Raw genomic sequence first — 25,781 nt, 5'->3', positions numbered from 1 at the left:
CGTCCTGCCGCTGAGCGGCAGGGTGAGTGTTTTCGTGCGAGCCGGAGACGGATATGAGCGGCTATATTCTTTCGATCGACCAGGGCACGACCTCTTCGCGCGCCATCATCTTCGATGGCGGCATGAAAATGGCCGGCTCGGCACAGGCGGAGATCACCCAATATTATCCGCAGCCCGGATGGGTGGAGCATGACGCCGCTGAAATCTGGCAGTCCGTCGTCGCCACTGTCAGCAGCGCGATCGCCGATGCCGGCGTGAACGCCGCCGCGATCGCGGCGATCGGCATCACCAACCAGCGTGAGACAGCAGTCGTCTGGGACCGCAAGTCCGGCGCGCCGCTTCACCGCGCGATCGTCTGGCAGGACAGGCGCACGGCCGAAATGTGCGAGAGCCTGAAGGCCGACGGGTATGAGAAGCTGTTCAGCGCCAAGACCGGCCTGCTGCTCGACCCTTATTTCTCCTGCACGAAGCTGCGCTGGCTGCTCGACAATGTCGATGGCCTGCGCGAGAAGGCGGAAGCTGGCGAGGCCTGCTTCGGCACGATCGACAGCTGGCTGATCTACAAGCTGACTGATGGACGCGTGCACGCCACCGATGCCACGAATGCGTCGCGAACGCTGCTCTACAATATCGATGACGGCGCATGGGACGAGGAGCTTCTCGGCATTCTCGGCATTCCCTCCGCCATGCTTCCCGAAGTCAGGGAATGCGCCGATGATTTCGGCCAGGTCGACGAGGCGCTGTTCGGCGCCGCACTTCCGATCCTCGGCGTTGCCGGCGACCAGCAGGCCGCCGCGGTGGGCAATGCCTGCTTCGAGCCCGGCATGATGAAATCCACCTATGGCACCGGCTGCTTCGCCCTTCTGAACACCGGCAGGGATCGTGTTTCCTCCTCGAACCGCATGCTGACGACGATCGCCTGCCGGCTCGACGGCGAGACGACCTATGCGCTCGAAGGATCGATCTTCATCGCCGGTGCCGCCGTACAATGGCTGCGCGACGGTCTCGGCATCATCAACCAGGCATCCGAGGCAGGGGTTCTTGCGACCAAGGCCGATCCCGGGCAGCAGGTCTATATCGTTCCGGCTTTCACCGGCCTCGGCGCTCCCTATTGGGATCCAGCCGCGCGCGGTGCGATCTTCGGCCTGACGCGCAACAGCGGCCCGGCGGAATTCGCCCGCGCGGTGCTCGAATCCGTCGCCTATCAGACGCTCGACCTGCTCGTTGCTATGAAGAAAGATTGGGGCGCCAACCAACTGGAAACGGTGCTGCGCGTCGACGGCGGCATGGCGGCTTCGGATTGGACGATGCAGTGCCTGGCCGACATCACGGGAAATCCCGTCGACCGCTCGGCGATCCGCGAGACAACGGCGCTCGGAGCAGCCTGGCTTGCCGGCTCGAAAGCCGGTATCTGGCCCGGCAAGCGGGAGTTTGCGCAGGCCTGGGCCTGCGACCGCCGCTTCAGCCCTTCGATGGAAGAAACCGAGCGGCAAGCGAAGATCATCGGCTGGAAGAATGCCGTATCGCGGATGATTTCGGATACAGCGGCGGGATAAGCCAACGGTTCGGCTTGAGCGGGCATATCGCCTGGTGCTTCCACGGCGTTATGCTCTTTCTATCAGAAAGTCTAGCGCCTGCTATTCGGCGATAATCTCTCGAAAATCGGAGAGGTCGATGCCGTGGCTGTCGAACCACCAATCCGGCTCCATCGAAGACAGGCTCTTGAACATTGCCCCATTTGAGACTAAATATGACCTCAAGTGAATTGGAGTCATTGTCATGACGGGATTTGCAGTCGTTGCCGATGTTCTCGGCCTGCCAGCCAGGGAGCCGGCCTCGCGTTCGGCCTTCGGGCTGCTCTCCAGCATCGAAGAAGGATTGCCGGTCAAGGCGCTTGACCGGATGGCGCTGCTTCTCGCCCCAAGCGATGCGCAGTTCAAGTACCGGCTCGTTCCGAAGGCCACCTATGAGCGACGCAAATCCAAGCATCGGCTCTCATCCGACGAGGGCATAAAGCTCGCCCGTCTAGCCCGCGTCTGGGGGCTGGCGCTCGATGTCTGGCAGAGCGAGATCGAGGCGCGCGATTTCCTGTTCCGCCCGCATGCGATGCTGGAGGACAGGCGGCCGATCGACGTCGTCATCCAGAGCGAAATCGGCGGCGAACTCGTTCTCGATATTCTCGGAAGCCTGAAATACGGCAGCGCTGCGTGAGCGCGCAACGCCTGGACCGCACGCTGACATCCGTCCGCATCGGTGATCCCGACGGAACCTATCCGATCTTCGACGCCACTGGCTCGACCATTGCGCCGGGGCGGTGGAATACGGCAGGCAGCCCGATCATCTATACGAGCGAACACTATTCGACGGCGCTTCTCGAAAAGCTCGTCCATGGCAGCGGGCGGCTGCCGCCGAACCAGCATTATGTTACCATCACCATACCGCGCGGGGTCAGCTACGAGGTTTTCTCCGAGCCCGCGCTGCCGGGCTGGGACAGCATGCCGGCAACCGTCAGCAAGGAATTCGGTGAAGGCTGGTGCCAGGAGAAGCGTAGCGCCATCCTGCTGGTGCCGAGCGTCGTCGCCCGCGTCGACCGCAACGTTCTGATCAATCCGGCGCATCCGGAATTCGCCTCGATCACGGCGAGTCTACACGAGCCTGTCTTCTGGGATCGTCGTCTGTTCGGGATTTAACGCGGCAACCGTGATTGTTTCCCGCGGGTGCCTCCGTGAGTCGGGATCAGGTCCTTTGGCGCGGCGAGCGGGCCATCAGCCGGGCATAGGCGATGGCCGACAGCATGTTGACGTGATTGGCTTTGCCGGTGCCGGCGATGTCGAAGGCGGTGCCGTGATCGACCGAGACACGGTCGATCGGCAGGCCGAGCGAGACGTTGACGGCCGTCTCGAAGGCAACGAGCTTGATCGGGATATGACCTTGATCGTGATACTGGGCAATGACCAGATCAAAGGCGCCGTTATAGGCGCGGGCAAACACCGTGTCGGCGGAAATCGGGCCGACAACGTCGATACCCCTGGCCTGAGCCTGATCGACGGCCGGCGACAGGAATTCCATGTCCTCGGTGCCGAACAGGCCATTTTCGCCGCAATGCGGATTGAGGCCGGCAACGGCAATGCGCGCCTTCTTGCCGAGGCGCAGGAAATGTCGGTGGCCGGCTTCGATGGTCGCCAGCACGCGCTCGGTCTTGGCGCGTTCGATCGCGCCCTTGAGCGAGATGTGGGTGGAGACATGGATGGTGTTCAGCCGCTCGGAAGCAAGCAGCATGAAGGAGCTCTTCGCGCCCGTGAGGTGCGCGAGAAGCCCGGTATGGCCGTCATGGTGATGGCCGGCAAGGTTCATCGCTTCCTTGTTGATCGGGGCAGTGACGATGACATCGGTCTTTCTCGACATGGCGAGATCGACGGCGCGGGTGATGTAGCGCACCGAGGCATCGCCGGCGACCGGGCTGACCTTGCCGATTTCGGGTAGGGCAGCGCCGAGCGCCACTTCGTCGACCGCAATCCTGTCGCCGCCGGTGTCATCGGCGGGTCCGAATTTCAGGCCGGAGCCGGTAACGCGATCGGCCCGCTCCAGCGCTTCCATATTGCCGACGATGACGAAATCGCGGCGCTCCTCGCTTGGAAGCGCCGCCAAGGCCTTGACGATTACTTCGGGCCCGACGCCGGCGGGATCACCGAGTGTCACGGCGACTTTCGCATTCCTGTCCATCAATCGAGTTCCTTCTGAAACCGGTTGCTTTGGTCCGAAGCATGATGTCGTCCGAAAACCGCTCACACTTTTCGGCATCATGCTTTAAAAGGCGGCCGCGTAAATCGAGCGGATGTCGGCGCGGGTGAGATCACGCGGATTGTTATCGAGCAGCCGGCGAATGGCAAAGGCGTCATCGGCCATCGCATCGAGATCGCTTTCCGGCACGCCGAGGCCGGAAAGCTTCATCTCGATACCGAGTTCGGCGCAGAAAGCGTAAGCTGGATCGAAGACGGAGGCGATATTTTCTGCGTTTTCGTAGCCCAGCGCCGCCATCACCGCTTTGGTCTTCTCCGGGGCGGCCGGCGTGTTGAAGGCGAGAACATGCGGGAAAATCAGAGCATTCGCGGCACCATGCGCCACGTGCCAGCGTGTGCCGAGAGGGTAGGCGAGAGCATGGCCGCCGGCGGTATTGACCGGGCCGAGACAAAAACCGCCATAAAGCGATGCGAGCGCGAGACCGGCGCGCGCCTCTGCGTCGTTGCCGTCCTTGACGGCGCGTGCGAGATATCTGCCGACGAGCCGCGTTCCCTCGATCGCATAGATGTCGACCATCGGGTGGGCTTTGCGGTTGGTGAAGGCTTCGACGCAATGGGCCATCGCGTCGACACCGGTGGCCGCCGTGGTGCGCGCCGGCACGCTGAAGGTCAGCGCTGGGTCGACGACGGCGATGTCGGCCAGCATATGCAAGCTTTCAACGGCAAGTTTCGCCATCGTTTTGGGGTCGGTGACGAGCGCGCGGATGCCGGCCTCGCTGCCGGTGCCGGAAGTCGTCGGCACCTGGGCGAGCCCGACTTTGCGCGGGCCATTGACCTTGTTCTGACCAACAACCTCGTGCAGCGTCTGCGTCGAGCCGGCAAGAACGGCGGCGAGCTTGGCCAGATCCATGGCGCTGCCGCCGCCGAAGCCGACGATCAACTCGGCACCGGCGGCGTTGGCTGCTGCCAGAACTTTTTCGAGATTGGCCGTATCCGGCTCGGGGGTCACCTCGGAAAAAACCGTGACCTCGCCTCTCAACTCCAGCACGTCGATGCGCGACGCGTTGAACGCATCCGAGATCACGAGCGTGCGCCTATAGCCCTTTCCGGCAGCCCATTTGCCGAGCTTCCCCGCCGTGCCGATGCCGAATTCGATCAAATGCGGCCGAACTATCGTGATCGGCGAACCCAAGCTGGCCATTTAACCAGTCCTCCCTGCGGATCTTGCGGCAACAATGTCGTCTTCTTTAATGTAAAGTTGTAATGTCAATGTCAAGTCGGCATTCCCGGAAGCCAAAGATTTTGTCTGACGATAATTGGAAGGTGGAAGTTATCATGCAGACAAATTGCAAGGAAAGATGAGTTAAATCCGTGAATTAACGAATTATCGCCGATGAATGGCAATTGTCCGGGCAGGCCGAACCTGCGGGTATCGTATATTCGACGGAGCTAGCGAACTTGTTATCACGCTCAAGCCGTTCGGCCAGTCAAGCCGTTGCAATCTGCATGCTTTCCTCTCCTTCGGAAGCAGATTTACAATTGCTCAATCGCCGTTTTGCTTACGGCAAGGATTGCGACGCGAGGCGCACATATTTGATGGCTCGCCGATAGTAGGTGTAGGCGATATGGAGCGTGCCGTCGCTGCCTTGGATGACGGAGGGATAGGAGAATTCGCGGTTCACCGAATCCTTTGAATTGTTGCTGAGGCAGAAACCGTCGCCTGTATCGAGATCCATCCGATACGGAAAGCTCTTGCCGCCATCCCTTGATATGGCAAGGCTCAGCGGCGCACGCGGAACACCCCAGACCGCCTGGCGGCCGATGCCGGCAGCAGCAACTGTGGCCGCCCCTCCAGCCTCGCCGTCCTCGATTTCATCGTAGAGAGACAGGCGCCGCGCATCCGACATGGTTGCATTCGAATGGTTGTAAACCATTGCGATTCCTCCATCATCCAGGACGATAGCCTGGATCGAGGAATTGTTGTTCGGCAGTTCCGCGGGCTCGGGCGCACTCCACGTCTCGCCGCCGTCGCTCGATCGGCTGGAAAGAATGTTTTCAGCGAAACGGTTGCGGTAGAAAGCGATCATCGCGTCGCCGCCGAGCGGCAGGATGTTCATGTGCACGGCGCCGATGCTGTCTGGTATATCGTGCATCTGCCAGCTCGCACCGCCGTCGCGCGAGATCAACACCGCTGCCGTATCGGCGTCGCCGCTCCAGCGCCGGCCGTCAAGGCCGACGCAGCGGAAGGCCGGGAGCAGCCAGTGGCCCTTGCCGTTCACGACGATCGGCTGGCGAACGAAGGTTCCGGGGCTGTCGCAGAGGATGCGGACCGGGCCGAACGTCCGGCCGCCGTCATCGGAAATCCGGCATTTGACAACGGAGCCGTCCTGATTGCCCGAGGTCTGCGAGGTATAAAGCAGCCATGTCTTTCCGTCAGGAGCATTGAAAATCAATGGGTTCTGCTCGGATTTTTCCGGATCGTCGCTCATCTTTTCAGGCTCGGACCAGCACCCCGAGCCCGGGGCAAGCCGCGACATGTAAATGGAGATATCGCCCATGCCCTCCATCGTGCCGCCGAACCAGACGCAGGTCAGCGTGCCGTCGGGCAGAAAGGCAAGGTTTGCCGCGTGGTTTTGGATGCAGGGCGAGGGTAGATAGGCATCCGCACGACCGTCGACTGCGGGATGAGCGGTGATGGCCCCGGTCATCAGGGCGGCAACGGCTTCGGGGGGCAGGCCGGTAAAGCTCATGGCGGGTCTCCTCAGGGCAGCTTGGCGTAGCTTTCGGCGAGTGCGGCATAATCCGCTTCGCCGAGCGGCATCAGCGGTGCGCGCGTGCGCTTCCAGGCGGGATTACCTGTCTTCAGCCCGATCATTGCCTTGATGGTCGGGATCTGGACGTAAGAGTTGGAAAGCGTGCGATAGGCGTTGATGCGCGCCTGCGCCGCCTCGACCTCGCCAGCGCGCCTCTCTTCATGGACATGGTCGTAGACGGTGCGCAGCGAATCCGCCACGAGATTGGAGGTCGCCGTGATGCAGCCGGCGCCGCCGGCCTTCAAGAGTGGCAGCAGCAGTGGATCGGCGCCGGCCAGGACGGAAAAGCCGGGGTAGGCGGCGATAATAGCCTGCATGTTATTGAAATCACCCGCGGATTCCTTAATGCCGACGACCGTTTCCGGGAAGGCGGCAATCAGCCGGCCGATCAGCGGAATGGAGAGCGGCACACCCGAGACCTGCGGGATGTGATAGAGGATGACCTGCAGCCGCGTGTCGGCGACCTTCTCCAGCACCTGCGAATAGGCTGCAAAGAGACCATCGTCCGACACGCCCTTGTAATAGAAGGGCGGCAGCATCACGACTTTGGTGACGCCGAGCGATAGCGCGTGTCGGGTGAGTTCGACGGTCTCCGGAATGGCGACGACGCCCGTGCCCGGCAGCAGCTTGTCGGCAGGAATGCCGGCCTTGAGCGCCGCCTCCAGAATGGCGCGCCGCTCCGCTCCGGAAAAGGAATTGGCCTCGCCCGTCGTACCGAGTAGGGCTACGCCATGACATCCCTCGGCCAGCAGCCGCCGGCAATGATCGGTGAATAGGCCGAGATCCGGCGCATTGTCTGCGGTGAGCGGCGTTGCGGCCGCGCTGAAAACGCCCGTGATCCTGTGGTGGCTCATTCCGCCCTCCCTTCGGCGCGCCTTGATTGCCGATCCCTGTCGAACCGTCCGGCTGCGCATGCAATTGTCATTCGTCTGTGGCGATGGAGTGCAAAGAACTTCCATCGGGGTGCTTTTGTCAAGAAGACAAAACGGATGACCGGGAAAGTGAAATTTCATCCGTTTGTAATTACAGCATTATTTTTATGAATTTATTTTCATCGAGTTTAAATCGCGATTTTTTGTTGACATATTTACAATAACGAGGGACCGTATGGCAGGGATCATGCTGCGCCTGGGAGGGTGCAGGGAGAGCGCTGCCGAATTTATCGTGGGAGGAACGCATGTCTTTTGATCAATCTGATAAAACCAATCTATCACGCCGCAATGCATTGAAGCTCGGCCTGGCCGCCGGCGTCGGCCTCACCGTCTTCGGTATGAACGCCCGCATCGTGATGGCGGACGAGGGCCAGGTTCTGAAAGCCGCGCATCCGGCTTTCGACCAAGACTGGTCGCCGCTGCGCGGTGGCGGCAGGACCTTCCGCTGGAACTCGATCTGGTGGGCTTCGCCGATGTATTTCGACAGCCAGGGCAATCTCAAGCCCTATGTCTTCACCAGCTGGGAATCGGCCGACAACACCGTCTGGACCTTCAAGATCGACCCCAAGGCCGTCTTCTCCGACGGTAGCAAGATCACCTCGGCCGACGTCAAGGGATCATGGGAAGTCGCCTCGATGCCGAACACCAAGAGCCAGCGCGCCGACCAGGTGCTGAGCAAGGTCAAGGGTTATGCCGAGATCGCCGCCGGCTCCGGCAACGAGCTGACCGGCGTCGCGACACCCGACGAGGGAACGGTCGTCGTGACGCTCGCCGCCGCCGACCCGATCTTCTTCATGCGTCTGGCAAACCACATCGCGCCGATCACCAAGGCATCGCAGTCGCGCGGCAGCGACGGCGAAGAGATCATCGACTGGTACAAGCCCGACAGTAAGCCGGTCTTCTCCGGCCCCTTCAAGCTGACGAGCCTCGATATCGACGCCGGCAAGCTGACTTTCGAGCCGAATGAGAACTTCTTCGGGCCGAAGCCCAAGCTTGCGCGCATCGAGATCACCTCGATCGAGGACAATGTGACCGCGACCTCGCTGATCAGCTCGGGCGAGTTCAACGCCCATACCGAGCTCGTCACCTCGACCATTATTCAGGACCTTGGCCCGGAATTCTCGGCCGGCCCGCTGATCCCGACCAGCCAGCATTTCTGGTTCAATATTTCCCGCGCCCCGATGGACGATCCGAAGGTCCGCCAGGCGCTGATCATGGCAGTCGACCGTGACGGGCTGTTCAAGGCTTCCTATCCGGATGGGCCGCACAAGAAGGCCGACCAGATCCTCAACTCGGTTCCGGGCGCCGAGAATTCCGGCTTTGAGCCTTTCCCCTATGACCCGGAAGGCGCCAAGAAGCTGCTCGCCGAATCGAGTTACGGCGGTCCGGAGCGGCTGCCGAAGATCATGTTCGTCGGCATTTCGGCGCCAGCCATCGAGGCGGCAGCCCAGTTCATTGCCGAGCAGTGGCGCCAGAATCTCGGCATCACGGCGGTCGATATGAAGCCGCAGCAGGACGCCTATGCCGGCCCGGACCAGAATTCGGTCCAGATCTTCCGCGACGACGTCGGCACCCGCGTTCCCGATGCCGTCTCCTATCTCACCGGCTGCATCGCCTCGACCTCGTCGAATGCGCAGAACAAGCTCGGCGGATACAAGAACGACAAGGTCGACAGCGCCCTTGCCGAAGCGGCGACCAAGGCCGCGGATGATCCGCAGCGCATCGCTCTCGCCCAGCAAGCGCAAAAGGCCTTCCGCGACGATTGGGCCTTCATTCCGTGGTATTCTCAGGCGATGTCGCGCTGGGCCACCAAGGAGGTCAAGGGCCTGGACAAGAACCTCGACTGGCAAGTCGTCGAGCCCTGGAACATTTCCATCGGCTAGTTGAAGCTATCGTTTCTGATTATGAGGGCGCGAAGGCCGCAAGGCCTTCGCGCAAGTTTCAAGAAGAAGAGATGTGGACCGCCGGGCTTCCGCCGAGGGTGGGAACGCATCGTACAACAGATGGAGGTGGCCTTGCTGCGCTACGTGCTAACCCGGTTCGCCATCTGGATTCCGTCCGTTCTCGTGGTGATGCTGGCCGTCTATGCGCTGGCTTTCTACGGCGCAGGCGATCCGATCAAGCTCATCTTCCTGCGCGCGCCGGGCGACGTTGCTTATAATCCGCAGCGCATCGAGGCCATCCGCGAGAGCGCCGGTCTCAACAGGCCCTTCATCGAACAGTTCGGTCTTTACATCTGGAACCTGCTGCACGGCCAGTTTGGCAATTCGCTGACATCGGGTCGCGCCGTCTGGGCGATGGTGTCGGCAGCCGCCCCGGTCTCGTTCCAGCTTGCCCTCTGTTCCATCATCCTGACGGCTGTGGTCGCGATCCCGCTCGGCATGATCGCTGCGCTGAACCAGAACTCCCGCCTCGACTATGCCATTCTGGGCTCCGCGCTTTTCCTTTGGGCAATACCGGCCTATGTCGCCGGGCCGCTGCTGATGGTCGGCGTCATCGTGCTGCTGCCGGGCGTGAAGGTACCCTATGGCTGGGGCGGCATCCTCGATATCAGAATCCTGCTGCCGCTGATCGTCCTCTCCTTCCAGCCGATCGCCCTCATCGTACGCCAGACCCGTGCCGCCGTCATCGAGGTGCTGTCGGAAGATTTCGTCAGGACCGCCCGGGCCAAGGGCGTGCCTGAGATCATCGTGGCGCTGCGTCATATTCTGCGGCCGGTGCTGACGCCCGTCGTCACGCAGCTCGGCCTGATCATGATCACCATCGTCAACGGCGCGATCTTCGTTGAACTCGTCTTCGGCCTGCCGGGTCTCGGCCGGTTGACGGTACAGGCGCTGATCAATTCCGATTATCCTGTCATTCTCGCGATCACGCTGATCGGATCGTTCCTGGTGATGCTGTCGAACCTCCTGGTGGATGTGCTCTATCCGCTGCTCGACCCGCGCGCCAATGATTCAAGAAGGAGCCGCTGACCATGTCCGCCATCCCTCTTTCCACCACCGAAACCGTCGAAGAGCCGCCGGTCAGCCTGTGGCGCGATGCCTGGCATCGGCTGCGCCGCAACAGGCTCGCCGTCTTTGGCCTCGTCATCGTCCTGATCCTCGCCTTCACGGCGATCTTCGGTCCCTACCTCACGCCTTATGATTATCTCAGCCAGGACCTCAACGCCCGCAACGCGCTGCCGTCGATCAGCCACCTCTTCGGCACCGACGATCTCGGCCGCGACGTCTTCAGCCGCGTCGTCTTCGGCACGCGCACCGCCTTTCTCGTCGCCGTCATCGTCACCTTCTTCGCGGTGCTGATTGGTCTCACGCTTGGTGCGGTCGCCGGTTTCTTCGGCAATCCCTTCGATCGCGCCATCATGTGGCTGACCGACGTGACGATGTCGGTTCCAAACCTGCTGCTCGTCGTCGTCATTAACGCGTCGCTGAAATCGCCGATCACCCAGTGGATGGAGGCGCGCTACCTCGAGACCCTCAATCCCTTCTACCGTCAGACCATATGGGTGGACTTCATCCTTGTCTTCGGCTCGATGGCGCTGATCTCCTGGCCGCCTTATGCCCGTCTGGTGCGCGCCCAGGTTCTGTCGATCCGCAGCCGGCCCTATATTACCGCGGCGCAGGCGCTCGGCCTCTCAAACTGGGTCATCATCAAGCGTTATGTCGTGCCGAATGCGCTTGGTCCCCTGATCGTCTCGGTCAGCGCCGGTCTCGGCACGGCGATGGTGCTGGAAAGCGCCTTCAGCTTCCTCGGTGTGGGTGTCAATCCGCCGACGCCGAGCTGGGGCAACATGATCTCGGACGGTCTTCGCGTCTGGCAGCATTATCCGCATCTTCTAGCCGCTCCGGCGGCCGTGCTCGGCCTTGCCTCGGTTGCCTTCAGCTTCCTCGGCGATGGCCTCAACGACGCGCTCAACCCGCGGGGCGGCAAATGATGGACACGAAAAGCACCGAACGCCTGCTCGATGTCAGGGGCCTCACCGTCGAGATCAACGGCCGCAACGGCACCGCCGTCGTCGTCGACGGCATCGATCTCCATGTCGACAGGGGGGAGACCCTCGGCGTTGTCGGCGAGTCCGGCTGCGGCAAGAGCCTCACCATGCTGAGCCTGATGCGGCTCCTGCCGAACAAGATCAAGGTGGCCCGGGGAACGGCGACCTTCGACGGCCGCGACCTGCAGACGATGTCGAACGCCGAGCTGCGCAAAGTGCGCGGCGGCGATATCGGCTTCGTCTTCCAGGATCCGATGACCTCGCTCAATCCGGTCATGCGTGTCGGCGACCAGATTTGCGAGCCGCTGATCTATCACCGCCGAATGAAGAAGGCGGCAGCCCGCGCCCGCGCTGTCGAACTGCTGCGCCTGGTCGGCATTCCCGGCCCGGAAGAGCGCCTGCAGGCCTTTCCGCACGAGCTATCCGGTGGCATGCGCCAGCGGGTGATGATCGCGATCGGCCTTGCCTGCAATCCCAAGCTCCTGATCGCCGATGAGCCGACGACGGCGCTCGACGTCACCATCCAGGCCCAGATCGTCGATCTGGTGAAGGATCTCCGAACCAAGCTCGGCATGTCCGTCGTCTGGATCACCCATGATCTGGCGCTGATTGCCGGCCTCGTCGACCGCGTCGCCGTGCTCTATGCCGGCACCGTCGTCGAGGACGCGCCGGTCGACGAGCTTTATGCCCACCCGAGCCACCCCTATACGCGCGGCTTGCTCTCCTCGATCCCGAAACTGTCGGATCCGCCGGCAAGCCGGCTGAGCTCGATCGGGGGCACGCCGCCGGAGCCCGGCCGCCGGCCGAAAGGCTGCCCCTTTGCGCCGCGCTGCCCGCTCGCCGAAACGATCTGTCACGAGAAGGTGCCGCAGCTCGAACCGCTGAGCGGCAGCAGCAAGCATCGCGCCGCCTGTTTCGTCGTCCAGAGAATGCAGGAGGCCGCGTGATGGCTGCTCAACCGCTGCTCAAGGTCGAGAACCTCGTCAAGCATTTCCACGTCAAGCTCGGTGCTTTCGGCGAGCGCTCGGCGACCGTCTATGCACTCGACAATGTCGATCTCGACATCATGGAAGGCGAGACGCTGAGCCTCGTCGGCGAATCCGGCTGCGGTAAGTCGACGACCGGTTTCACCATCCTCAACCTCTACAAGGCGACCAGCGGCAAGGTCGTCTACAAAGGCCAGGATCTCGCCACGCTCAACGAGAAGCAGATGCGACCCTTCCGCCGCGACCTGCAGATCGTCTTCCAGGATCCTTATTCGACGCTCAATCCGCGCATGACCGTGGGCGAAGCGGTCGGCGAGCCAATCCTCTTTCATAAGCTCTGCGCGAAGGCCGAGCTGAAGGAGAGAGTGGCGACGCTGCTCACCGATGTCGGCCTGCCCACACGCTTTGCCCAGCGTTACCCGCATGAGCTTTCCGGCGGCCAGCGCCAGCGCGTCGTCATCGCCCGGGCGCTTGCCTGCCAGCCGAAATTCATCGTCTGCGACGAGGCGATCTCCGCACTCGACGTGTCGATTCAGGCGCAGATCATCAACCTCCTGCTCGATCTGCAGGAAAAATACGGGCTGACCTATCTGTTCATCGCCCATGATCTAGCGGTCGTGCGCCATATCAGCACCCGCGTCGGCGTCATGTATCTCGGGCGGCTTGCCGAGCTTGCGACCCGCGAGGAACTCTTCGACAACCCGCTGCACCCCTATACCAGGGCGCTGCTATCGGCCGTTCCGGAGACCGATCCGGAACTGGAGCGCAGCCGACAGCGCCAGATCCTGCAGGGCGATGTGCCGAGCCCGCTGAACCCGCCTGCGGGCTGCCGTTTCCACACGCGCTGCCCGATCGCCATGGACGTCTGCAGCAAAGTTATTCCCGCCTGGAAGGAAGCCAGGCCGGGTCATCTCGTCGCCTGCCACGCCGTCAACCCGGGGCAGGCTGCCGTCAGCCCGGGACAGAACGTATGACGCTGAAGGCCGCTATCATCGCCGACGATCTGACGGGCGCACTCGATACCGGCACGCCTTTCGCCGAAGCCGGCCTTTCGGTAGCCGTCGCAATCGATATTGAGGCGGCGCGCGATGCAGTCGCCACCGGCTGCGATGTCGTCGTCATCAACACCGCCTCCCGCGCATTGAAAGGGGGCGAGGCCGCCGAAAGAGTACGGTCGGCGGCGGCGGTATTTCACGACGCTAAACCTGCGGTCGTCATGAAGAAGATCGATTCCCGGCTGAAAGGCAATGTCGCGGCGGAAAGCTTGGCGCTGGCCGAGGCGCTCGGCCTGAAGACCATCCTGGTGGCGCCCGCCATTCCCGATCAGGAACGCGTCACCTACCGAGGCTGTGTCGTCGGCCGTGGGGTGGCCAAGCCGCTGCCGATCGCCGACGTGTTCGAAGGCAGGGCGGACGATGTTGTCGTCGCCGATGCTGAGGACGCTCTCGATCTCGATCAGATTGTCGGCGGTCATGACTGGCTGAGGACACTTGCGGTCGGTGCGCGCGGCCTCGGCGCGGCATTTGCCCGCCGACTCGGCGAAGCGGGGCGGCCGCTGATTGAATTTGCCGCGACCCCGCGCACGTTGTTTGCCTTCGGCTCGCGCGATCCGATCACCGCCGTTCAGATGAACCGCCTTGAAGCCTCGGGCGCCTTACGGATGGTGGTGGACGCGCCGATGGGCGATATCGAATGCGGAGAGGGTTTGGCGCTGCCGGTGCTGCTGCGCTGCACCGGCGACATGGTGGCCGATGCGGGCCTCGTCGCCCATCGCTTTGCGGCTGGCATCAAAGCCGTCATCGACGACACCAGGCCCGAAATGCTGATGGTCGGCGGCGGCGATACGGCGCTTGCGGTTTTCCAGGCGCTTGATGTCAGGGTGCTCACGCCACAGGGCGAGATCGAGGCCGGCATTCCGTGGTTCGATGTCATGCCTGCCGACGGGCGCCATTTTCGGTGTGCCGTCAAGTCGGGGGGCTTCGGTAGACCGGATAGTTTGCTAAAACTGGTTCTTCGGAATCAGGCGGCATAAGATACCGTCGGGGAGAATGACGTGACTGAAGCGAATGGCGAATCTTTGAACGCGGAAGCCGGCCCGCCGGGCAAGCCCGAACGCGGCAAGGCCGTCAAGCTGGTCGATCGTGTCTTCGATCAGTTGCTCGAGCGGATCCGCGGCGGAAACTATCCGCCGGATTCACGCCTTCCCGGCGAACATGAACTGGCCTCGATGCTGGGTGTTTCCCGGCCGATCGTTCGCGATGCACTGGCGCGCCTGCGCGATCAGGGCATGGTCTATGCCCGGCAGGGCGCCGGCACCTTCGTCAGCGCGCATGGATCCCCTACGACGCAGCTTGCCTATTCGCCGGTAAAAACCATTGCCGATATTCAGCGCTGCTACGAATTTCGTCTGACCATTGAGCCGGCCGCTGCCTATTTCGCCGCCAAACGCCGGAACGAGCAGGCGATCCAGAAGATCGCCAGCGCCCTTGCCGACCTGCGCGAAGCGACCAGCCATCAGCTTCACCGTACGGACGCCGATTTCATCTTCCATCGTGCCGTCACGGAGGCCGCCAACAATCATTATTACACGGCCTCGATCGATGCGCTGAAGGCGCATATCGCCGTCGGGATGCATCTTCATGGCCTTTCTCTGCTCGGCCCCCGCCAGGGGCTGGAACAGGTCTACGAAGAGCATAACGCCATCTACAAGGCGATCGCCGATGGCCGCGCCGATGACGCGCAAAGGCTGATGAAGGCGCACCTCGAAGGTTCTCGCGACCGCCTGTTCGAGGGTAGGGTGCTCGATCTGTCCTTCTGAGGCGGCTCGGTTTGCTAGGTAAGGCGTCCCCATGAGGAATCCCATTCGACGTCCTCGACGAGTTCGACGAAGACGGGATTGCTGCTGTTGCCTCTATGGGATTCTGCCAGTTTGAATGCCGCCTCGGGCTCCATTTCCTCGCCGGGAAACACGGTGCCGTCCTGGTCGGCATCGACGACTGTGCGGACATATCCGCGGATATGGTTGCCCGATCGATAGAGTTTGACGATCAGCGACCCTGCCGGCGCGGTCCCACTGGAATATTTGAGATATTCGCGCCCCTCGTGGGCCGGATCGACCGCTTCGTTACCCGCTCTATACCAATGCGCGAGCTCCTGACCTTCCGGGCGTCCCTCGCTTTCCCAGATTCGGTAGGCGCGGATTCTTCTTGTCTCTTCGTCGATCATCCTTGCCTCCGGCGGAGTTCATCGTCACCTTGAGGGCGCGGTCTTGCCGCTCACTTATTGAGTTCCTCGGCCATCTGGAGATGATGTTCCAGAGCGGGCCTTGTGCTTGCGGCCCATGCTTTCAGCTCGGGATTGTCGCCCTCGTCGCCGTAGCGCTTGAAGAGGTCGACCGCGTCTTCATGGGCGGCTTCCTGGTCCGAGTGATATTGCTTGTTGAAATCGGCTCCTTGGAGCCCGTTCAGCTTGTCGAGCATGCTTTGCTGATCCGACGTCATGGCGCTCGGAAGTTCCGCCTTGACCTTGCCGCCGGAAACAAGGGCCTTGAGTTCCTCACTAGTCTTCTGGTGGTCGGTGAGCATCTGCTGCGCGAAGGCCTTCGTCGCCTCGTCGCCACGTTCGATCGCAAGCTTGCTGGAGGCGATTTCGAACATGTCGCTTGCGGCGACTTCCTTGACGAAATCTTCCGTTTTCGGCGGCACGCCGATCAGGGAATTGACCCCCGTCTTTTCGGCCGCCGATTGCGCGAAGACCGGAGCGGCAAGCGACAGGGCGAGCGAGGCGATGATAAAGCGTTTCATAAGGATCTCCTGGGTTGGTGATCGCCAAACTTGCGGACAGGCGCAGAGTTCCCGCCGTTGGTGATCACGGCTCGATCGGTGAAGGATGGGCTTAGAGCCCGAAGGGAAAAGTTTCCTGATCTGATGTACCGGAGTCCGGGACCATGAGCGGTGAAAGCGCCCGGGTTTCGTCGAACCAGAGAAATGCATCATATTGCCGCGACAGCGACGTCGACATGTAATGGCTCAGCCGTTCCGTTTCCGGCCGATAGATCACGCCGATAAAGCGCTGCAGCCGCTGTTCGACCAGGCTCGCATGCAGTTCTTCATTGGCAGTGAGGTCGAGGAGAAATCGCGGCTTTCCGGAATCGTGACAGAGACGCTCGCAGCTTTGTGGCAGGGACGGGTTTATTTCCTTGTTCTCGGCCAGTCCGTCCCAGTCGTCTGCCGCGATTACCTCGCCGCAATGTGTTCCCAGTCCGATCAGGCTGGTCATTCCATCGAAACGCTGCCGGCACAGCTGGCCAAGGTTCAGTTCGTCGCGGGCCGCTGCCATATCGGTGTAGCGGGCATCGCCGATATGCGAGTTGTGCGCCCATATGATGACCTTCGCCGTCGGACCGTGAAAGTCGAGGAGATGCTCGACGGTATCGGCCATGTAGGTGTCGCGGAGATTCCATGCCTGGGAGCCGCCGTAATACATGACCCGGTAATAGCGCTCGGCGGCGGCAAGCAGCCGTGCCGACTGGGCGGCGTTCAGAAAATCGTGGCCGTCCGAAGCCGCGTCGTCCAGGGATCGCCCCAAGAGCTCCGTGCATTGCTTCAGCACCGCCTCCTCGCATGATCTATAGGCATCGGTAAGCACGGCGCGCCCATAGGTCGCCGGATTGCTTTGCCAGGGGCTGAGGCAGCCATATCGTTCCCTGGCGATCTTGGCCGATTCCGGGCTGACATTTTCGAGATAGTCGAGGACGAAGCGGATCGATCCCGACATATTGTAGAGATCCAGGCCGTAGAACCGGATCGGATCGTCGCGGGAGGCCTTGCAGCGTTCGTTATTCCCCTTCATCCAGCCGAGGAACCGCGAAAATTCCAGGTTCCGCCACATCCATCTGGGAAATCGGCTGAATGGCGGGTCGCCTTTCGGCGCCTGACCGTTTATCCAGCGATCGACCGCCGCGGCGTCCGGCCAATCGGACTCAACCGCCACTATATTAAACCCGTGATGTTCGATCAGGTGACGACTGATGGCGGCGCGTGCTGCGTAGAATTCGGCCGTGCCATGAGTGGATTCACCAAGTAGGACGATGCGGCTTTCAGCAAACCGATCAAAAAGGGCGGCAAAGCTCCGGTCGTCCACCGAGGGAAATTCTTCCGCCACGGCCGCGATGAGTTTGCAGGGTGTTTCCTCGATGTGCGATGACGGGGCTGTCGTCGTGTACATCGGATGTGCGGCAGTCCAGGCATCCTCGCCGATCAGGGGGACGAAGAAGACGCCACCGAGATCTTCCTCCTCGAAGGTGGTCGCGCCGGTGCGAGTGATGCGTTTCAGGCGTTGCTCATCACCACGGCCGACCGGAATGATGAGGCGCCCGCCGAGATCCAGCTGCTCCTTCAAGGCCGCCGGCACCTCGGGTGCGCCCGCGGAAACGACAATGGCATCGAAGGGAGCGGCTTTGGCCCAACCCTTGCTGCCGTCGCCGACCCGGACGTCGATGTTGCGGTAGCCGAGCGTCTCGAACCGCTCCCGGGCCTGAAGCGCCAGCCTTTCATGCCGTTCGATGGAATAGACATGCCGCGCGATCCGGCTGATGAGGGCAGAGGCGTAGCCGGAGCCGGTTCCGACCTCCAGAACTTTGTCGCCGGCGTCCAGATCGGCTTTTTCGATCATCAGGGCGACGATAAAAGGCTGGGAAATCGTCTGGCCTTCGCCGATCGATAAGGGCGCATCCTCATAGGCGAATTCCTCGAAGCCGGGATCGACGAATTTTTCGCGCGGCACCGTGCGCATCGCCCTGGTGACGCCTCGATCGCGAATGCCGCGACGCATGACATGATGTTCGACCATGTGGTCTCGGATGCGGGTCATATCCATGGGATCACCTCCGCTCTGGAGGAGAACCGCCGAAAGCAGGTTGTTGTTCCGCGGCAATAGGACCGATGGTCCTACCAGGGATTGGGCTCGCTGCTGCCATGGCTTGCGGGGACAGCCGGATCGCGGCCCGTCGGCACGGCATCGATTTCCTGCGCGGGTCGCCGATCGCCGAATTTCCGCAGGTCGCTCTCCTCCGCTCGCGGCATTCGCGCAATACCAATTTTCCGTATAAATCCGCGCAGTGTCCGTTGTTGAGACGTCAGGGGCCGGTCCGCCGGAGTGCCCATCTCCTCCTGTCCTTCCTGTGCCCGGGCTCCGGGAACCCGAGAGACCGCTGGTTGTTGGTAGTGCTCCTGTCGTCCGATGAGGAACTAAACTTGAACGTCAGTACCCTCCTGTTTGGTCGGCGTCTCGCCAATCGCGAGCACGAAGACAAGAAAATTGGTTGGATAGAAGCAGTGCCCGCCATGGGACTGGATGGCTTGGGATCGTCGTCCTACGGCCCGGAAGCGGCGCTCACCATTCTCATTCCGCTCGGCGCGCTCGGCTTGTTCTATATCGGCCCGGTCATGGGTTGCATCATCACGCTACTGGCGATCCTCTATTTCTCATACCGGCAGACGCTCGCCGCGTATCCGACGAGTGGCGGTGCCTACGTGGTGGCCAAGGAGAATCTCGGAGAATATCCGAGCCTGCTTGCTGCGGCGGCCTTGATGATCGACTACGTCTTGAACGTCGCGGTCGGGGTTTCGGCAGGCGTTGGGGCGCTCGTCTCGGCGGCGCCCGACCTTCATCCATACATCCTGCCTCTCTGCCTTGGAATCGTCCTCGTCGTCATGCTCGCCAATCTGCGAGGAACGGGAGAAGCAGGCTGGCTGTTTGCCTTGCCGACCTACGTCTTCATCGTGTGCTTCCTGGGCGCCATCGGCTATGGCCTGATCGAAATCCTGATGGGAGAGAGGCCTTCTCCCGTCGTCCCTCCGCCTCCGCTGGGCCCGGTAGCACAGGGCGCGACCATATGGCTGCTTATGCATGCATTCGCCAGCGGCTGCACGGCAATGACGGGAGTGGAAGCCGTTTCCAACGGAATGGGGTCCTTCAGGCAGCCCGTTATGCGCAACGCCTATATCACGCTCACTGTCATCGTCGTTATTCTCGGTCTGCTTCTCGGCGGTATTGCCGCCATCGCCACCGTCTTCGAGATCGGCGCAATGGATCAGACGAAAGAGGGCTATCAGAGCGTGCTGTCGCAGCTGATTGCCGCGATCGCCGGCCATGGCTCTTTCTACTATATCGCTATGGCAAGCCTTCTCAGCGTCCTTTGCCTGTCGGCCAATACCAGCTTCGTCGGCTTCCCCCGTCTTTGCCAGATGGTCGCCGCCGATGGCTATCTGCCTAAGGCCTTCGCTCAGCCGGGACGCCGGCTGGTATTTACAGCCGGCATCATCTTTCTTTCCGGCTGCGCCGCGCTGCTTCTGACCGTCTTCGGAGGGATCACCGATCATCTGATCCCGCTCTTTGCGATCGGCGCATTCTTGACGTTCACGATTTCTCAGGCAGGCATGACTGTTCACTGGCGCCGCCAATCCAGGAGACATGCCGCGAAACTGACGATGAACGCTGTCGGTGCCGCATCGACCGCCGTTGCGCTCGTCATCATCCTGATTGCGAAATTTGCGGAAGGCGCGTGGATCACATTGATTACCGTGCCGGTCACGATCGTCATCCTGAAATCGATCAAAAACTATTATCGATCGCTCCAGCGCGAATTGCGCAAGCCCGGTCCGATCACCATTGAAGACGTCGAGCCGCCGACCGTCCTGGTTGTCACCGAAACCTGGAACAGATTGAGTGAACGTGCCATCAAGTTTGCCCTGACGATCTCGCCTGATGTGGTCGCCGTCCATTTGATCCGTCTCGGCGGTCCGGAGCGGGATGAACGTGAAAACGCGCTGCGCGAGGAATGGCGTGTCGAGGTGGAAGAACCGATCGCCGCGCATGGACTGAAGCCGCCGAGACTCATGTTCATCCCTGCGCCCTATCGGCAACTGCATGAACCGCTCCTGCGGCTGATCGAAAAGCTCGATGCCGATAGTCCGGAACGGCGGGTGGCGGTTCTCATCCCCGAGACGGTGAAAGACAAGTGGTGGCAGAAGCTGCTGCATATGAACAGGGCAGGGCGGCTTAGGGCAAATCTGGTCAAGCGCGGAGGGGCTCGTCTGACGGTGGCGACGGTTCCCTGGCGATTATATCGGGAAGAGCAGGAGGCCGTGTGATCCCTTTTTGCCGGTCTGTCGGTGGAACTTAGTACGAGAAGCGAAGTTGGACAGGCATCAGCGAAGAGGCGCCAGTGTCCACCAATCCACTTACCAGCGAACCGGTCGAAGATTTCGTCTCCCGCCTTGAGGCGATGACGGAGGACGAATTGTTCGTGATCATGAATGATCTGGAAAAAGCGAGCGAGGCTGCCAAAGGCGGCGCAGCAGAGGAGATTCTTGCCCGGATCGCTTTGGCCGAAAGCGAGATAGAGCGGCGTTATCCCGGCCGATTGCTTGCACCCTATCGGGACTGGAAGCAAAGACAACCGCTCCTGTAAGCGCTCGCGACATCATGTGAAAGGAAGCTTCAATGAGCAGTTCTGAGACAACGACGGATCACAAGAAAATCCGCAAATGGGCGGAGGAAAGGGACGGCAGGCCGGCGGCTATCCGGACCCGCGGCAAAGGCGGCGTTCTCCGGATCGATTTCGGAGAAAAGGAAGAGGAATTCGACGAGATCGACTGGGACGAATTCTTCAAGATCTTCGACGAAAACAAGCTCGCCTTTCTCTATCAGGACAAGACAAAGGACGGAAAGACGAGCCGCTTCAACAAATTTGTCGAGCGTGATTGAGCGCTCGACCTCATCTTCTCCGACCGCTGCCGTAATCACGGCGGCGATCGGCCGTTTAGGACACTCTTGTCTATTTTGCGCCCGAACCCGGCTCTGCCATCTTCGCATGCTGTTGGGCGAGCACGCTTGCCGGCGTGACATTGGCGACGGCTGCCTGAAGCTTGTTCTTCCAGCCGCTGACGACATCGCCTTCGCCATCCATCATTGCGTCGTAGCCGATGCGCGCGACTTCGCCCGCATCGTCCTTTTTCAACTGACCGATTGCCGTGTCCAAAAGCCCGGCTCGTTTGAAGAATTCGGTTTCTGTCGCCCCCGGCATGAGGCAGCTGACGGTTACGCCGGAATCCTTCAGCTCCTCGCGAAGCGCGAAGGAGAAGCTGTTGATGAAGGCCTTGGTGGCGTTATAGACGGCTTGGTAGGATCCCGGCATGAAGCCGGCGATCGAGCCCGTCAGCAGGATACGGCCTTCGCCACGGCTGCGCATCTGATTGCCGATCTGGTGAATCAAATAGATCGTTCCGGTAATGTTGGTGCCGACGACTTTTCCCGCCTCGGCGAAATCCTGATCGAGGAAGCCCTTGCCGAGCCCCCGCCCGGCATTGGCCATCAAGAGGTCGACCGAGCGGCCGCTGGCGGTGATGCGCTCGACGAGCCGATCCACGCCCTCGAGCGTCGAAAGATCGGCCTCGACGGCATCTATCATCGTGCCGAATTCCCTGAGCTTTGCGGCTGCCTGATCGATGCGGTCCTCGTCGGCGGCGATGATGAGATCATAACCGTCCCGTGCCGCACACTTCGCCAGTTCGTAGCCGATGCCGGTGGAGGCGCCGGTGATGACCGCCAGGCCCTTGCCTGATTCATGATCAACCATGAGGTTTTCTCCTTTAAGGTTTCAGCACGACCTTGATGCATCCGTCCTGCTTGTCGCGAAACGTCTTGTAGAGGTCGGGGCCATCTTCCAGCGTACCGCGATGGGTGATGACGAAGGAGGGATCGATGTCGCCCGTTTCAATACGGTCCATCAGGATCGGCAAATAGTGCTGGACCGGCGTCTGCGCCATCTTGAAGGTCAGGCCCCGGTTGATTGCCGAACCCATCGGGATCTTGTCGAGAAAACCGCCATAGACGCCGACGATCGAGACCGTGCCGAAGTTGCGGCAGCAGTGGATGGCCTGACGCAGCACATGCGGGCGGTCGGTTCCCATGAACATGGCGACCTTGATGCGGTCGAGGCGCGAATCCCAGCTGGCGGCTGCCTCGGCTTCGGTTCCGACGGCGTCGATGCAGGCATCCGCACCGCGACCATCGGTCAATTCCATGATCTGGTCGTAGACGTCCTTGTCCATGAAATCGAGGGTAGTGGCGCCGGCCGCCTCAGCAAGCGCCAGCCGTTCGGGCACCGTATCGATGGCGATCACCCGTTCGGCGCCAAGCAGGAAGGCCGAACGTATTGCCATCTGGCCGACCGGGCCGCAGCCCCAGATCGCAATCGTATCGCCGGGCTGAATGTTGCAGAAATCGGCCGCCATGTAACCAGTTGGGAAAATATCGGAAAGGAAGAGCACCTGCTCGTCGGAAAGCCCTGCCGGCACCTTGATCGGGCCGACATCGGCATAGGGCACGCGCAGGTATTCCGCCTGTCCTCCGGCATAGCCGCCGAGCAGATGCGAGTAACCGAACAGGCCCGCCGGCGAATTGCCCCAGAGTTTCGTAACCTTCGCTCGATCGGGATTGGAACGCTCGCAGCCAGAATATAAGCCGCGCTTGCAGAAGAAACATTCGCCGCAGGAAATGGTAAAGGGCACGACGACGCGGTCGCCGACCTTGAGTTTGGTATTGTCCCTGCCGACTTCCACCACCTCGCCCATCGTCTCATGACCCATGACGTCGCCGTTGTGCATCTCCGGCATGACGCCGTCGTAGAGATGCAGGTCCGACCCGCAGATCGCGCAGGCGGTGACCTTGATGATGGCATCGCGCCCGTCCTGGATCTGAGGATCGGGCACGCTGTCACAGCGGATGTCATGCTTGCCGTGCCACGTCAGAGCTCTCACGGTGGTTCTCCTCGCCGGTCGCCAGCGCATCGGCCGAAACCGGAAGCGATTTTCGGAAAACACGATGCCTGGATCAAGGTATTAGAGCGCCTTTGAGCGTCCGAAAGGACAGCGCTCTAATGGCGCTTCAACCTCAGCTTCGGAAAAATGTTCCCAGCGATGCGGGGCTTTCATTGTGATGGCTTCATAGGCCGTTCAGTGGAACCTGGGGTTATGCAGCGAGTTCACCCGGAAGGTCGCAACGTTTCAAGGAGAAAAACATGACCTCCCCCAAACATGCCAAGACTACGAAGCCAAGCGATATCGACCTTACCGACGATCCCGGCATCAGCCGTTCGCGTGGCATAGTCTCGTCGTCGGACGACGAAGCGATGCAGGCCGAAAACACCGTCGAAGGCGATACAGCCAACGATACGACGCCGCAGGGCGGTGTGGATCCGCGCAGTCGGGGACGCACCAACAAGTAGTCGTGATGCTCGGGCCGGTCAGAGCTCGAGCAACGCGTATGGCTTGCCGGTCGGCTTCTCAATGTGGGCCGCGACATTGTAGACGGGGGCGCCGCCCGGCGTTCGGCCCTCATAAGATCCACGATGTGCGTGACCGTGTACGACTGCGTTGACCCGGAATCGGTCGATGGTTTCGGCGAGCCGTGAAGAGCCGAGAAACGGATAGATTTCCAGAGGCTCGCCCGCCACCGTGTCAACAATGGGTGCGTAGTGCAGGATGACGAGGGAACGATCGGAGCGGACCTGCCGCATCGCGTTTTCCAGGCGCATCGACTCCTCGACGCTTTCGGCGACCATCGCCTTGATCGCTGCCTCGCCGAACGAGCCGAGCATATGGCGCCCGAAGCCGCCGGCAAATCCCTTGACGCCGACGAAACCGACGCCGGCGACTTCGGCCGCCTGGCCGTTCAGCAACTTCACGCCGGCATCCGTCAGCACCCGGCAGACGTCATCGACCTGCCCGCTCTCGTGATCGTGATTGCCGAGGACGGCGACCGTCGGCACAGTACAATGGCGAAGATCGCTCGCCAGCAGCTCGGCTTCCCTGGGCTTGCCGAGATCGGTCAGGTCGCCGGCAATTACCAGGACGTCGGCGACGGATGAAATCTCCGCGAATAGATCCTTGTAGGACTTGGCGCCGTCCTCCGTCACATGGAGATCGGCCACTGCCGCAACTCTCACGATCTTTCGCTGATCATCCATCATATTTCTCCTAATCGCCTCGCAGTTCACCTTCGCCGCCGACATCGGCAAAACCCCATTCCTTCACGTCGATTTCGTAATCCACGCGGGAATACATCCGGCCGCGGCATATTTTCATTTGCGGCAGCGGCAGCTGCTGCTGCGCCTTGAGCCTGTCCAGAAGCTCGTCCAGCAACCATTGCGGAATCTTGTCGCGCTCCGTCGGGTAGATCCATCGGAAATTGAGGAGATGGATGAGAAGGACTTCCCAGTGGACTTCCAGATAAGCCAGCAGCTTGCGCCAATCGATGGAGTCATGTGCCTTCAAAATGACGTGCGCGACATCAGCGCCATCATAACGGTGGCGCAGCTGAACAAAGCATTTCGACCAGACCAGCTCGGTCGGGCTGACGATCCTGACCGTGTGACCGCACATCTTGACTCTGCGTGCATCCTCGAACCAATCGTCGCCGACCGGCATCGTCCCGTTGGAGGAGGCAAAGATGACGTCGAAGAAATGGTTGCCCTTCAGGACCTTCCCGAGCCAGCGCTCGTCTTCGACTTCGACCGTGTAACCTCTCGTCTTGAAATGGCCGAGGATGCGCGCGTAGTCGCCCGCCTTGCAAAATATGTCGAAGTCCTTCGTCTGGCGGGAAATGCCGGTGTAGGCGCAGACAGCATAGGTGCCGGCGACCAGAAACGGGATCTGCGATCCGACCAGTTCCCGGACGACCTGGGTCACGAACGGCTCGGCGTCGGGATCGATGAGTTCCGGAACCGCCTTCACTTTCATGAGCGTGTCATTGTTTTTACCCGGTTCGGCTTTTGGCGCGGTCATCGTCGGTCCTTGTATTGATACGCAAAGCAACACCTGGAGGAGCTCTATGTTCCGCTGCGCTCCAGCCTGACGATGAACCTTGGGCGCGGCAGGTCACGACAGCCGCCAGCTCATTCCGGAACTTCGCCAGCGCCGCGTCGTTTGGCCGAAAGGCGCGCATCCGCAGAAACCGTCCAAAGAACTGAACGGAGGATGTGATGGACAGACAAGCGAAAATATCGACCGGCGCGAACGACAGGCCCAGAAACGAGACGATTGCTGAAAGCGGTCCGGGCCTTCCCGATGACAGCGGCCGGCTGGTTGAGGTGCCGGACATGGAGGCAAGACGCCTGAAAGCGTCGCTGCTGCGCGATCGGCTCGACGAGCTCAAGGAGAAGCTCGATGAAGAGACCGAACTTCCGCAAAGGGGCGCGCCATGAGCGAAGTGAGGAAAGGCGGACCCGGCCCGTCAGGAATGAGCCACGATAACTC

Annotated in this window: 26 protein-coding genes and 1 pseudogene; 15 read left to right on the top strand and 12 right to left on the bottom strand. The window is 61.3% G+C overall.

Going from position 1 to position 25,781, the window contains the following annotated elements:
• The first annotated feature begins 53 nt into the window (after positions 1-53).
• The 3 genes from glpK to GA0061105_RS11985 all read left to right on the top strand — a co-directional run bounded on the left by glpK (position 54) and on the right by GA0061105_RS11985 (position 2,690).
• A complete protein-coding gene (gene glpK / locus GA0061105_RS11995; RefSeq protein ID WP_092750316.1) occupies positions 54-1,556 on the top strand; it encodes a glycerol kinase GlpK in 1,503 nt (500 codons plus the stop codon).
• Positions 1,557-1,779: 223 nt separating this feature from the next.
• Positions 1,780-2,211 (top strand): antitoxin Xre-like helix-turn-helix domain-containing protein, encoded by a 432-nt coding sequence (locus GA0061105_RS11990; RefSeq protein WP_064696724.1) that lies wholly within the window; start codon positions 1,780-1,782, stop codon positions 2,209-2,211.
• Complete coding sequence (locus GA0061105_RS11985) at positions 2,208-2,690, top strand: RES family NAD+ phosphorylase (protein WP_064696725.1); 483 nt, start codon at positions 2,208-2,210, stop codon at positions 2,688-2,690. The genes GA0061105_RS11990 and GA0061105_RS11985 overlap by 4 nt, the downstream gene beginning before the upstream one ends.
• A 46-nt stretch (positions 2,691-2,736) precedes the next feature.
• On the opposite strand, the gene pdxA is transcribed toward GA0061105_RS11985, so the two are convergent.
• The 4 genes from pdxA to GA0061105_RS11965 form a co-directional block, all read right to left on the bottom strand.
• On the bottom strand, positions 2,737-3,723 hold the full coding sequence (gene pdxA / locus GA0061105_RS11980; RefSeq protein ID WP_092750315.1) for a 4-hydroxythreonine-4-phosphate dehydrogenase PdxA: 987 nt from the start codon (positions 3,721-3,723) through the stop codon (positions 2,737-2,739).
• A gap of 84 nt (positions 3,724-3,807) precedes the next feature.
• On the bottom strand, positions 3,808-4,941 hold the full coding sequence (locus tag GA0061105_RS11975; protein WP_092750314.1) for an iron-containing alcohol dehydrogenase: 1,134 nt from the start codon (positions 4,939-4,941) through the stop codon (positions 3,808-3,810).
• Between the two features lie 358 nt (positions 4,942-5,299).
• Positions 5,300-6,490, bottom strand: coding sequence for a sialidase family protein (locus GA0061105_RS11970; protein ID WP_092750313.1), 1,191 nt, complete (start codon positions 6,488-6,490; stop codon positions 5,300-5,302).
• 11 nt (positions 6,491-6,501) lie between these two features.
• On the bottom strand, positions 6,502-7,407 hold the full coding sequence (locus GA0061105_RS11965; RefSeq protein ID WP_092750312.1) for a dihydrodipicolinate synthase family protein: 906 nt from the start codon (positions 7,405-7,407) through the stop codon (positions 6,502-6,504).
• 323 nt (positions 7,408-7,730) lie between these two features.
• Between GA0061105_RS11965 and GA0061105_RS11960 the strand changes: the two genes are divergently transcribed.
• The 7 genes from GA0061105_RS11960 (at position 7,731) to GA0061105_RS11930 (ending at position 15,280) form a co-directional block, all read left to right on the top strand.
• Positions 7,731-9,368: an ABC transporter substrate-binding protein gene (locus tag GA0061105_RS11960; RefSeq protein ID WP_064696730.1), complete on the top strand. Its 1,638-nt coding sequence runs from the start codon at positions 7,731-7,733 to the stop codon at positions 9,366-9,368.
• Between the two features lie 132 nt (positions 9,369-9,500).
• The gene (locus GA0061105_RS11955; RefSeq protein WP_092750355.1) at positions 9,501-10,457 is read left to right on the top strand and encodes an ABC transporter permease; all 957 of its coding nucleotides are present in this window, start codon (positions 9,501-9,503) and stop codon (positions 10,455-10,457) included.
• Positions 10,458-10,459: 2 nt separating this feature from the next.
• Positions 10,460-11,419: an ABC transporter permease gene (locus GA0061105_RS11950; protein ID WP_092750311.1), complete on the top strand. Its 960-nt coding sequence runs from the start codon at positions 10,460-10,462 to the stop codon at positions 11,417-11,419.
• Positions 11,416-12,423, top strand: coding sequence for an ABC transporter ATP-binding protein (locus tag GA0061105_RS11945; RefSeq protein WP_092750310.1), 1,008 nt, complete (start codon positions 11,416-11,418; stop codon positions 12,421-12,423). Before GA0061105_RS11950 ends, GA0061105_RS11945 begins: the two co-directional genes overlap by 4 nt.
• Positions 12,423-13,436, top strand: a complete 1,014-nt coding sequence (locus GA0061105_RS11940; RefSeq protein WP_092750309.1) for an ABC transporter ATP-binding protein — start codon at positions 12,423-12,425, stop codon at positions 13,434-13,436. The genes GA0061105_RS11945 and GA0061105_RS11940 overlap by 1 nt, the downstream gene beginning before the upstream one ends.
• On the top strand, positions 13,433-14,494 hold the full coding sequence (locus GA0061105_RS11935) for a four-carbon acid sugar kinase family protein (protein ID WP_092750308.1): 1,062 nt from the start codon (positions 13,433-13,435) through the stop codon (positions 14,492-14,494). Before GA0061105_RS11940 ends, GA0061105_RS11935 begins: the two co-directional genes overlap by 4 nt.
• A 21-nt stretch (positions 14,495-14,515) precedes the next feature.
• On the top strand, positions 14,516-15,280 hold the full coding sequence (locus GA0061105_RS11930; RefSeq protein ID WP_064696735.1) for a FadR/GntR family transcriptional regulator: 765 nt from the start codon (positions 14,516-14,518) through the stop codon (positions 15,278-15,280).
• Positions 15,281-15,294: 14 nt separating this feature from the next.
• Here the strand turns inward: GA0061105_RS11930 and GA0061105_RS33340 are convergent, their stop codons facing one another.
• The 4 genes and pseudogenes from GA0061105_RS33340 to GA0061105_RS11915 all read right to left on the bottom strand — a co-directional run bounded on the left by GA0061105_RS33340 (position 15,295) and on the right by GA0061105_RS11915 (position 18,339).
• The gene (locus GA0061105_RS33340; protein ID WP_245304275.1) at positions 15,295-15,513 is read right to left on the bottom strand and encodes a hypothetical protein; all 219 of its coding nucleotides are present in this window, start codon (positions 15,511-15,513) and stop codon (positions 15,295-15,297) included.
• Between the two features lie 87 nt (positions 15,514-15,600).
• A pseudogene (locus GA0061105_RS33335) lies at positions 15,601-15,687 on the bottom strand (DUF2934 domain-containing protein); the annotation flags it as partial.
• Between the two features lie 50 nt (positions 15,688-15,737).
• Positions 15,738-16,265 carry a DUF4142 domain-containing protein gene (locus GA0061105_RS11920; protein WP_092750306.1) on the bottom strand — a complete coding sequence of 176 codons (528 nt, stop codon included), beginning with the start codon at positions 16,263-16,265 and terminating at the stop codon, positions 15,738-15,740.
• 91 nt (positions 16,266-16,356) lie between these two features.
• Positions 16,357-18,339: a protein-L-isoaspartate(D-aspartate) O-methyltransferase gene (locus GA0061105_RS11915; RefSeq protein ID WP_092750305.1), complete on the bottom strand. Its 1,983-nt coding sequence runs from the start codon at positions 18,337-18,339 to the stop codon at positions 16,357-16,359.
• Positions 18,340-18,716: 377 nt separating this feature from the next.
• Here GA0061105_RS11915 and GA0061105_RS11910 point away from each other — a divergent pair, with 377 nt between their 5' ends.
• The 3 genes from GA0061105_RS11910 (at position 18,717) to GA0061105_RS11900 (ending at position 21,231) form a co-directional block, all read left to right on the top strand.
• On the top strand, positions 18,717-20,615 hold the full coding sequence (locus GA0061105_RS11910; RefSeq protein ID WP_092750304.1) for an APC family permease: 1,899 nt from the start codon (positions 18,717-18,719) through the stop codon (positions 20,613-20,615).
• Between the two features lie 74 nt (positions 20,616-20,689).
• Positions 20,690-20,935: a hypothetical protein gene (locus GA0061105_RS11905; RefSeq protein WP_092750303.1), complete on the top strand. Its 246-nt coding sequence runs from the start codon at positions 20,690-20,692 to the stop codon at positions 20,933-20,935.
• A gap of 32 nt (positions 20,936-20,967) precedes the next feature.
• Complete coding sequence (locus GA0061105_RS11900) at positions 20,968-21,231, top strand: hypothetical protein (RefSeq protein ID WP_064712032.1); 264 nt, start codon at positions 20,968-20,970, stop codon at positions 21,229-21,231.
• Positions 21,232-21,301: 70 nt separating this feature from the next.
• Here the strand turns inward: GA0061105_RS11900 and GA0061105_RS11895 are convergent, their stop codons facing one another.
• Together GA0061105_RS11895 and GA0061105_RS11890 are read right to left on the bottom strand one after the other, a co-directional pair.
• A complete protein-coding gene (locus tag GA0061105_RS11895) occupies positions 21,302-22,102 on the bottom strand; it encodes an SDR family NAD(P)-dependent oxidoreductase (protein WP_092750302.1) in 801 nt (266 codons plus the stop codon).
• 13 nt (positions 22,103-22,115) lie between these two features.
• A complete protein-coding gene (locus GA0061105_RS11890) occupies positions 22,116-23,285 on the bottom strand; it encodes a zinc-dependent alcohol dehydrogenase (RefSeq protein ID WP_092750301.1) in 1,170 nt (389 codons plus the stop codon).
• A gap of 260 nt (positions 23,286-23,545) precedes the next feature.
• Between GA0061105_RS11890 and GA0061105_RS11885 the strand changes: the two genes are divergently transcribed.
• Positions 23,546-23,752 carry a hypothetical protein gene (locus GA0061105_RS11885; RefSeq protein ID WP_064696741.1) on the top strand — a complete coding sequence of 69 codons (207 nt, stop codon included), beginning with the start codon at positions 23,546-23,548 and terminating at the stop codon, positions 23,750-23,752.
• An 18-nt stretch (positions 23,753-23,770) separates the two neighbouring features.
• Here the strand turns inward: GA0061105_RS11885 and GA0061105_RS11880 are convergent, their stop codons facing one another.
• Entirely contained in the window at positions 23,771-24,493 is a 723-nt protein-coding gene (locus GA0061105_RS11880) for a metallophosphoesterase family protein (protein ID WP_064696742.1), read from the bottom strand.
• A gap of 10 nt (positions 24,494-24,503) precedes the next feature.
• A complete protein-coding gene (locus GA0061105_RS11875; protein ID WP_092750300.1) occupies positions 24,504-25,310 on the bottom strand; it encodes a nucleotidyltransferase family protein in 807 nt (268 codons plus the stop codon).
• 197 nt (positions 25,311-25,507) lie between these two features.
• Here GA0061105_RS11875 and GA0061105_RS11870 point away from each other — a divergent pair, with 197 nt between their 5' ends.
• Positions 25,508-25,729 (top strand): hypothetical protein, encoded by a 222-nt coding sequence (locus tag GA0061105_RS11870; RefSeq protein WP_064712036.1) that lies wholly within the window; start codon positions 25,508-25,510, stop codon positions 25,727-25,729.
• Positions 25,730-25,781: the final 52 nt, after the last annotated feature.

Origin of the sequence: Rhizobium aethiopicum, assembly GCF_900094625.1 — a bacterium.
GTDB classification, from domain to species: domain Bacteria; phylum Pseudomonadota; class Alphaproteobacteria; order Rhizobiales; family Rhizobiaceae; genus Rhizobium; species Rhizobium aethiopicum.
This window is presented reverse-complemented; position numbering and strand designations above follow the sequence as displayed.

Excerpts from the sequence above, each read along its gene's own strand:
- glpK (WP_092750316.1), top strand. The coding sequence starts at position 54 with ATGAGCGGCTATATTCTTTCGATCGACCAGGGCACGACCTCTTCGCGC.
- GA0061105_RS11990 (WP_064696724.1), top strand. The coding sequence starts at position 1,780 with ATGACGGGATTTGCAGTCGTTGCCGATGTTCTCGGCCTGCCAGCCAGG.
- pdxA (WP_092750315.1), bottom strand. The coding sequence starts at position 3,723 with ATGGACAGGAATGCGAAAGTCGCCGTGACACTCGGTGATCCCGCCGGC.
- GA0061105_RS11975 (WP_092750314.1), bottom strand. The coding sequence starts at position 4,941 with ATGGCCAGCTTGGGTTCGCCGATCACGATAGTTCGGCCGCATTTGATC.
- GA0061105_RS11970 (WP_092750313.1), bottom strand. The coding sequence starts at position 6,490 with ATGAGCTTTACCGGCCTGCCCCCCGAAGCCGTTGCCGCCCTGATGACC.
- GA0061105_RS11965 (WP_092750312.1), bottom strand. The coding sequence starts at position 7,407 with ATGAGCCACCACAGGATCACGGGCGTTTTCAGCGCGGCCGCAACGCCG.
- GA0061105_RS11960 (WP_064696730.1), top strand. The coding sequence starts at position 7,731 with ATGTCTTTTGATCAATCTGATAAAACCAATCTATCACGCCGCAATGCA.
- GA0061105_RS11950 (WP_092750311.1), top strand. The coding sequence starts at position 10,460 with ATGTCCGCCATCCCTCTTTCCACCACCGAAACCGTCGAAGAGCCGCCG.
- GA0061105_RS11945 (WP_092750310.1), top strand. The coding sequence starts at position 11,416 with ATGATGGACACGAAAAGCACCGAACGCCTGCTCGATGTCAGGGGCCTC.
- GA0061105_RS11940 (WP_092750309.1), top strand. The coding sequence starts at position 12,423 with ATGGCTGCTCAACCGCTGCTCAAGGTCGAGAACCTCGTCAAGCATTTC.
- GA0061105_RS11935 (WP_092750308.1), top strand. The coding sequence starts at position 13,433 with ATGACGCTGAAGGCCGCTATCATCGCCGACGATCTGACGGGCGCACTC.
- GA0061105_RS11920 (WP_092750306.1), bottom strand. The coding sequence starts at position 16,265 with ATGAAACGCTTTATCATCGCCTCGCTCGCCCTGTCGCTTGCCGCTCCG.
- GA0061105_RS11915 (WP_092750305.1), bottom strand. The coding sequence starts at position 18,339 with ATGGATATGACCCGCATCCGAGACCACATGGTCGAACATCATGTCATG.
- GA0061105_RS11900 (WP_064712032.1), top strand. The coding sequence starts at position 20,968 with ATGAGCAGTTCTGAGACAACGACGGATCACAAGAAAATCCGCAAATGG.
- GA0061105_RS11895 (WP_092750302.1), bottom strand. The coding sequence starts at position 22,102 with ATGGTTGATCATGAATCAGGCAAGGGCCTGGCGGTCATCACCGGCGCC.
- GA0061105_RS11885 (WP_064696741.1), top strand. The coding sequence starts at position 23,546 with ATGACCTCCCCCAAACATGCCAAGACTACGAAGCCAAGCGATATCGAC.
- GA0061105_RS11880 (WP_064696742.1), bottom strand. The coding sequence starts at position 24,493 with ATGGATGATCAGCGAAAGATCGTGAGAGTTGCGGCAGTGGCCGATCTC.
- GA0061105_RS11875 (WP_092750300.1), bottom strand. The coding sequence starts at position 25,310 with ATGACCGCGCCAAAAGCCGAACCGGGTAAAAACAATGACACGCTCATG.
- GA0061105_RS11870 (WP_064712036.1), top strand. The coding sequence starts at position 25,508 with ATGGACAGACAAGCGAAAATATCGACCGGCGCGAACGACAGGCCCAGA.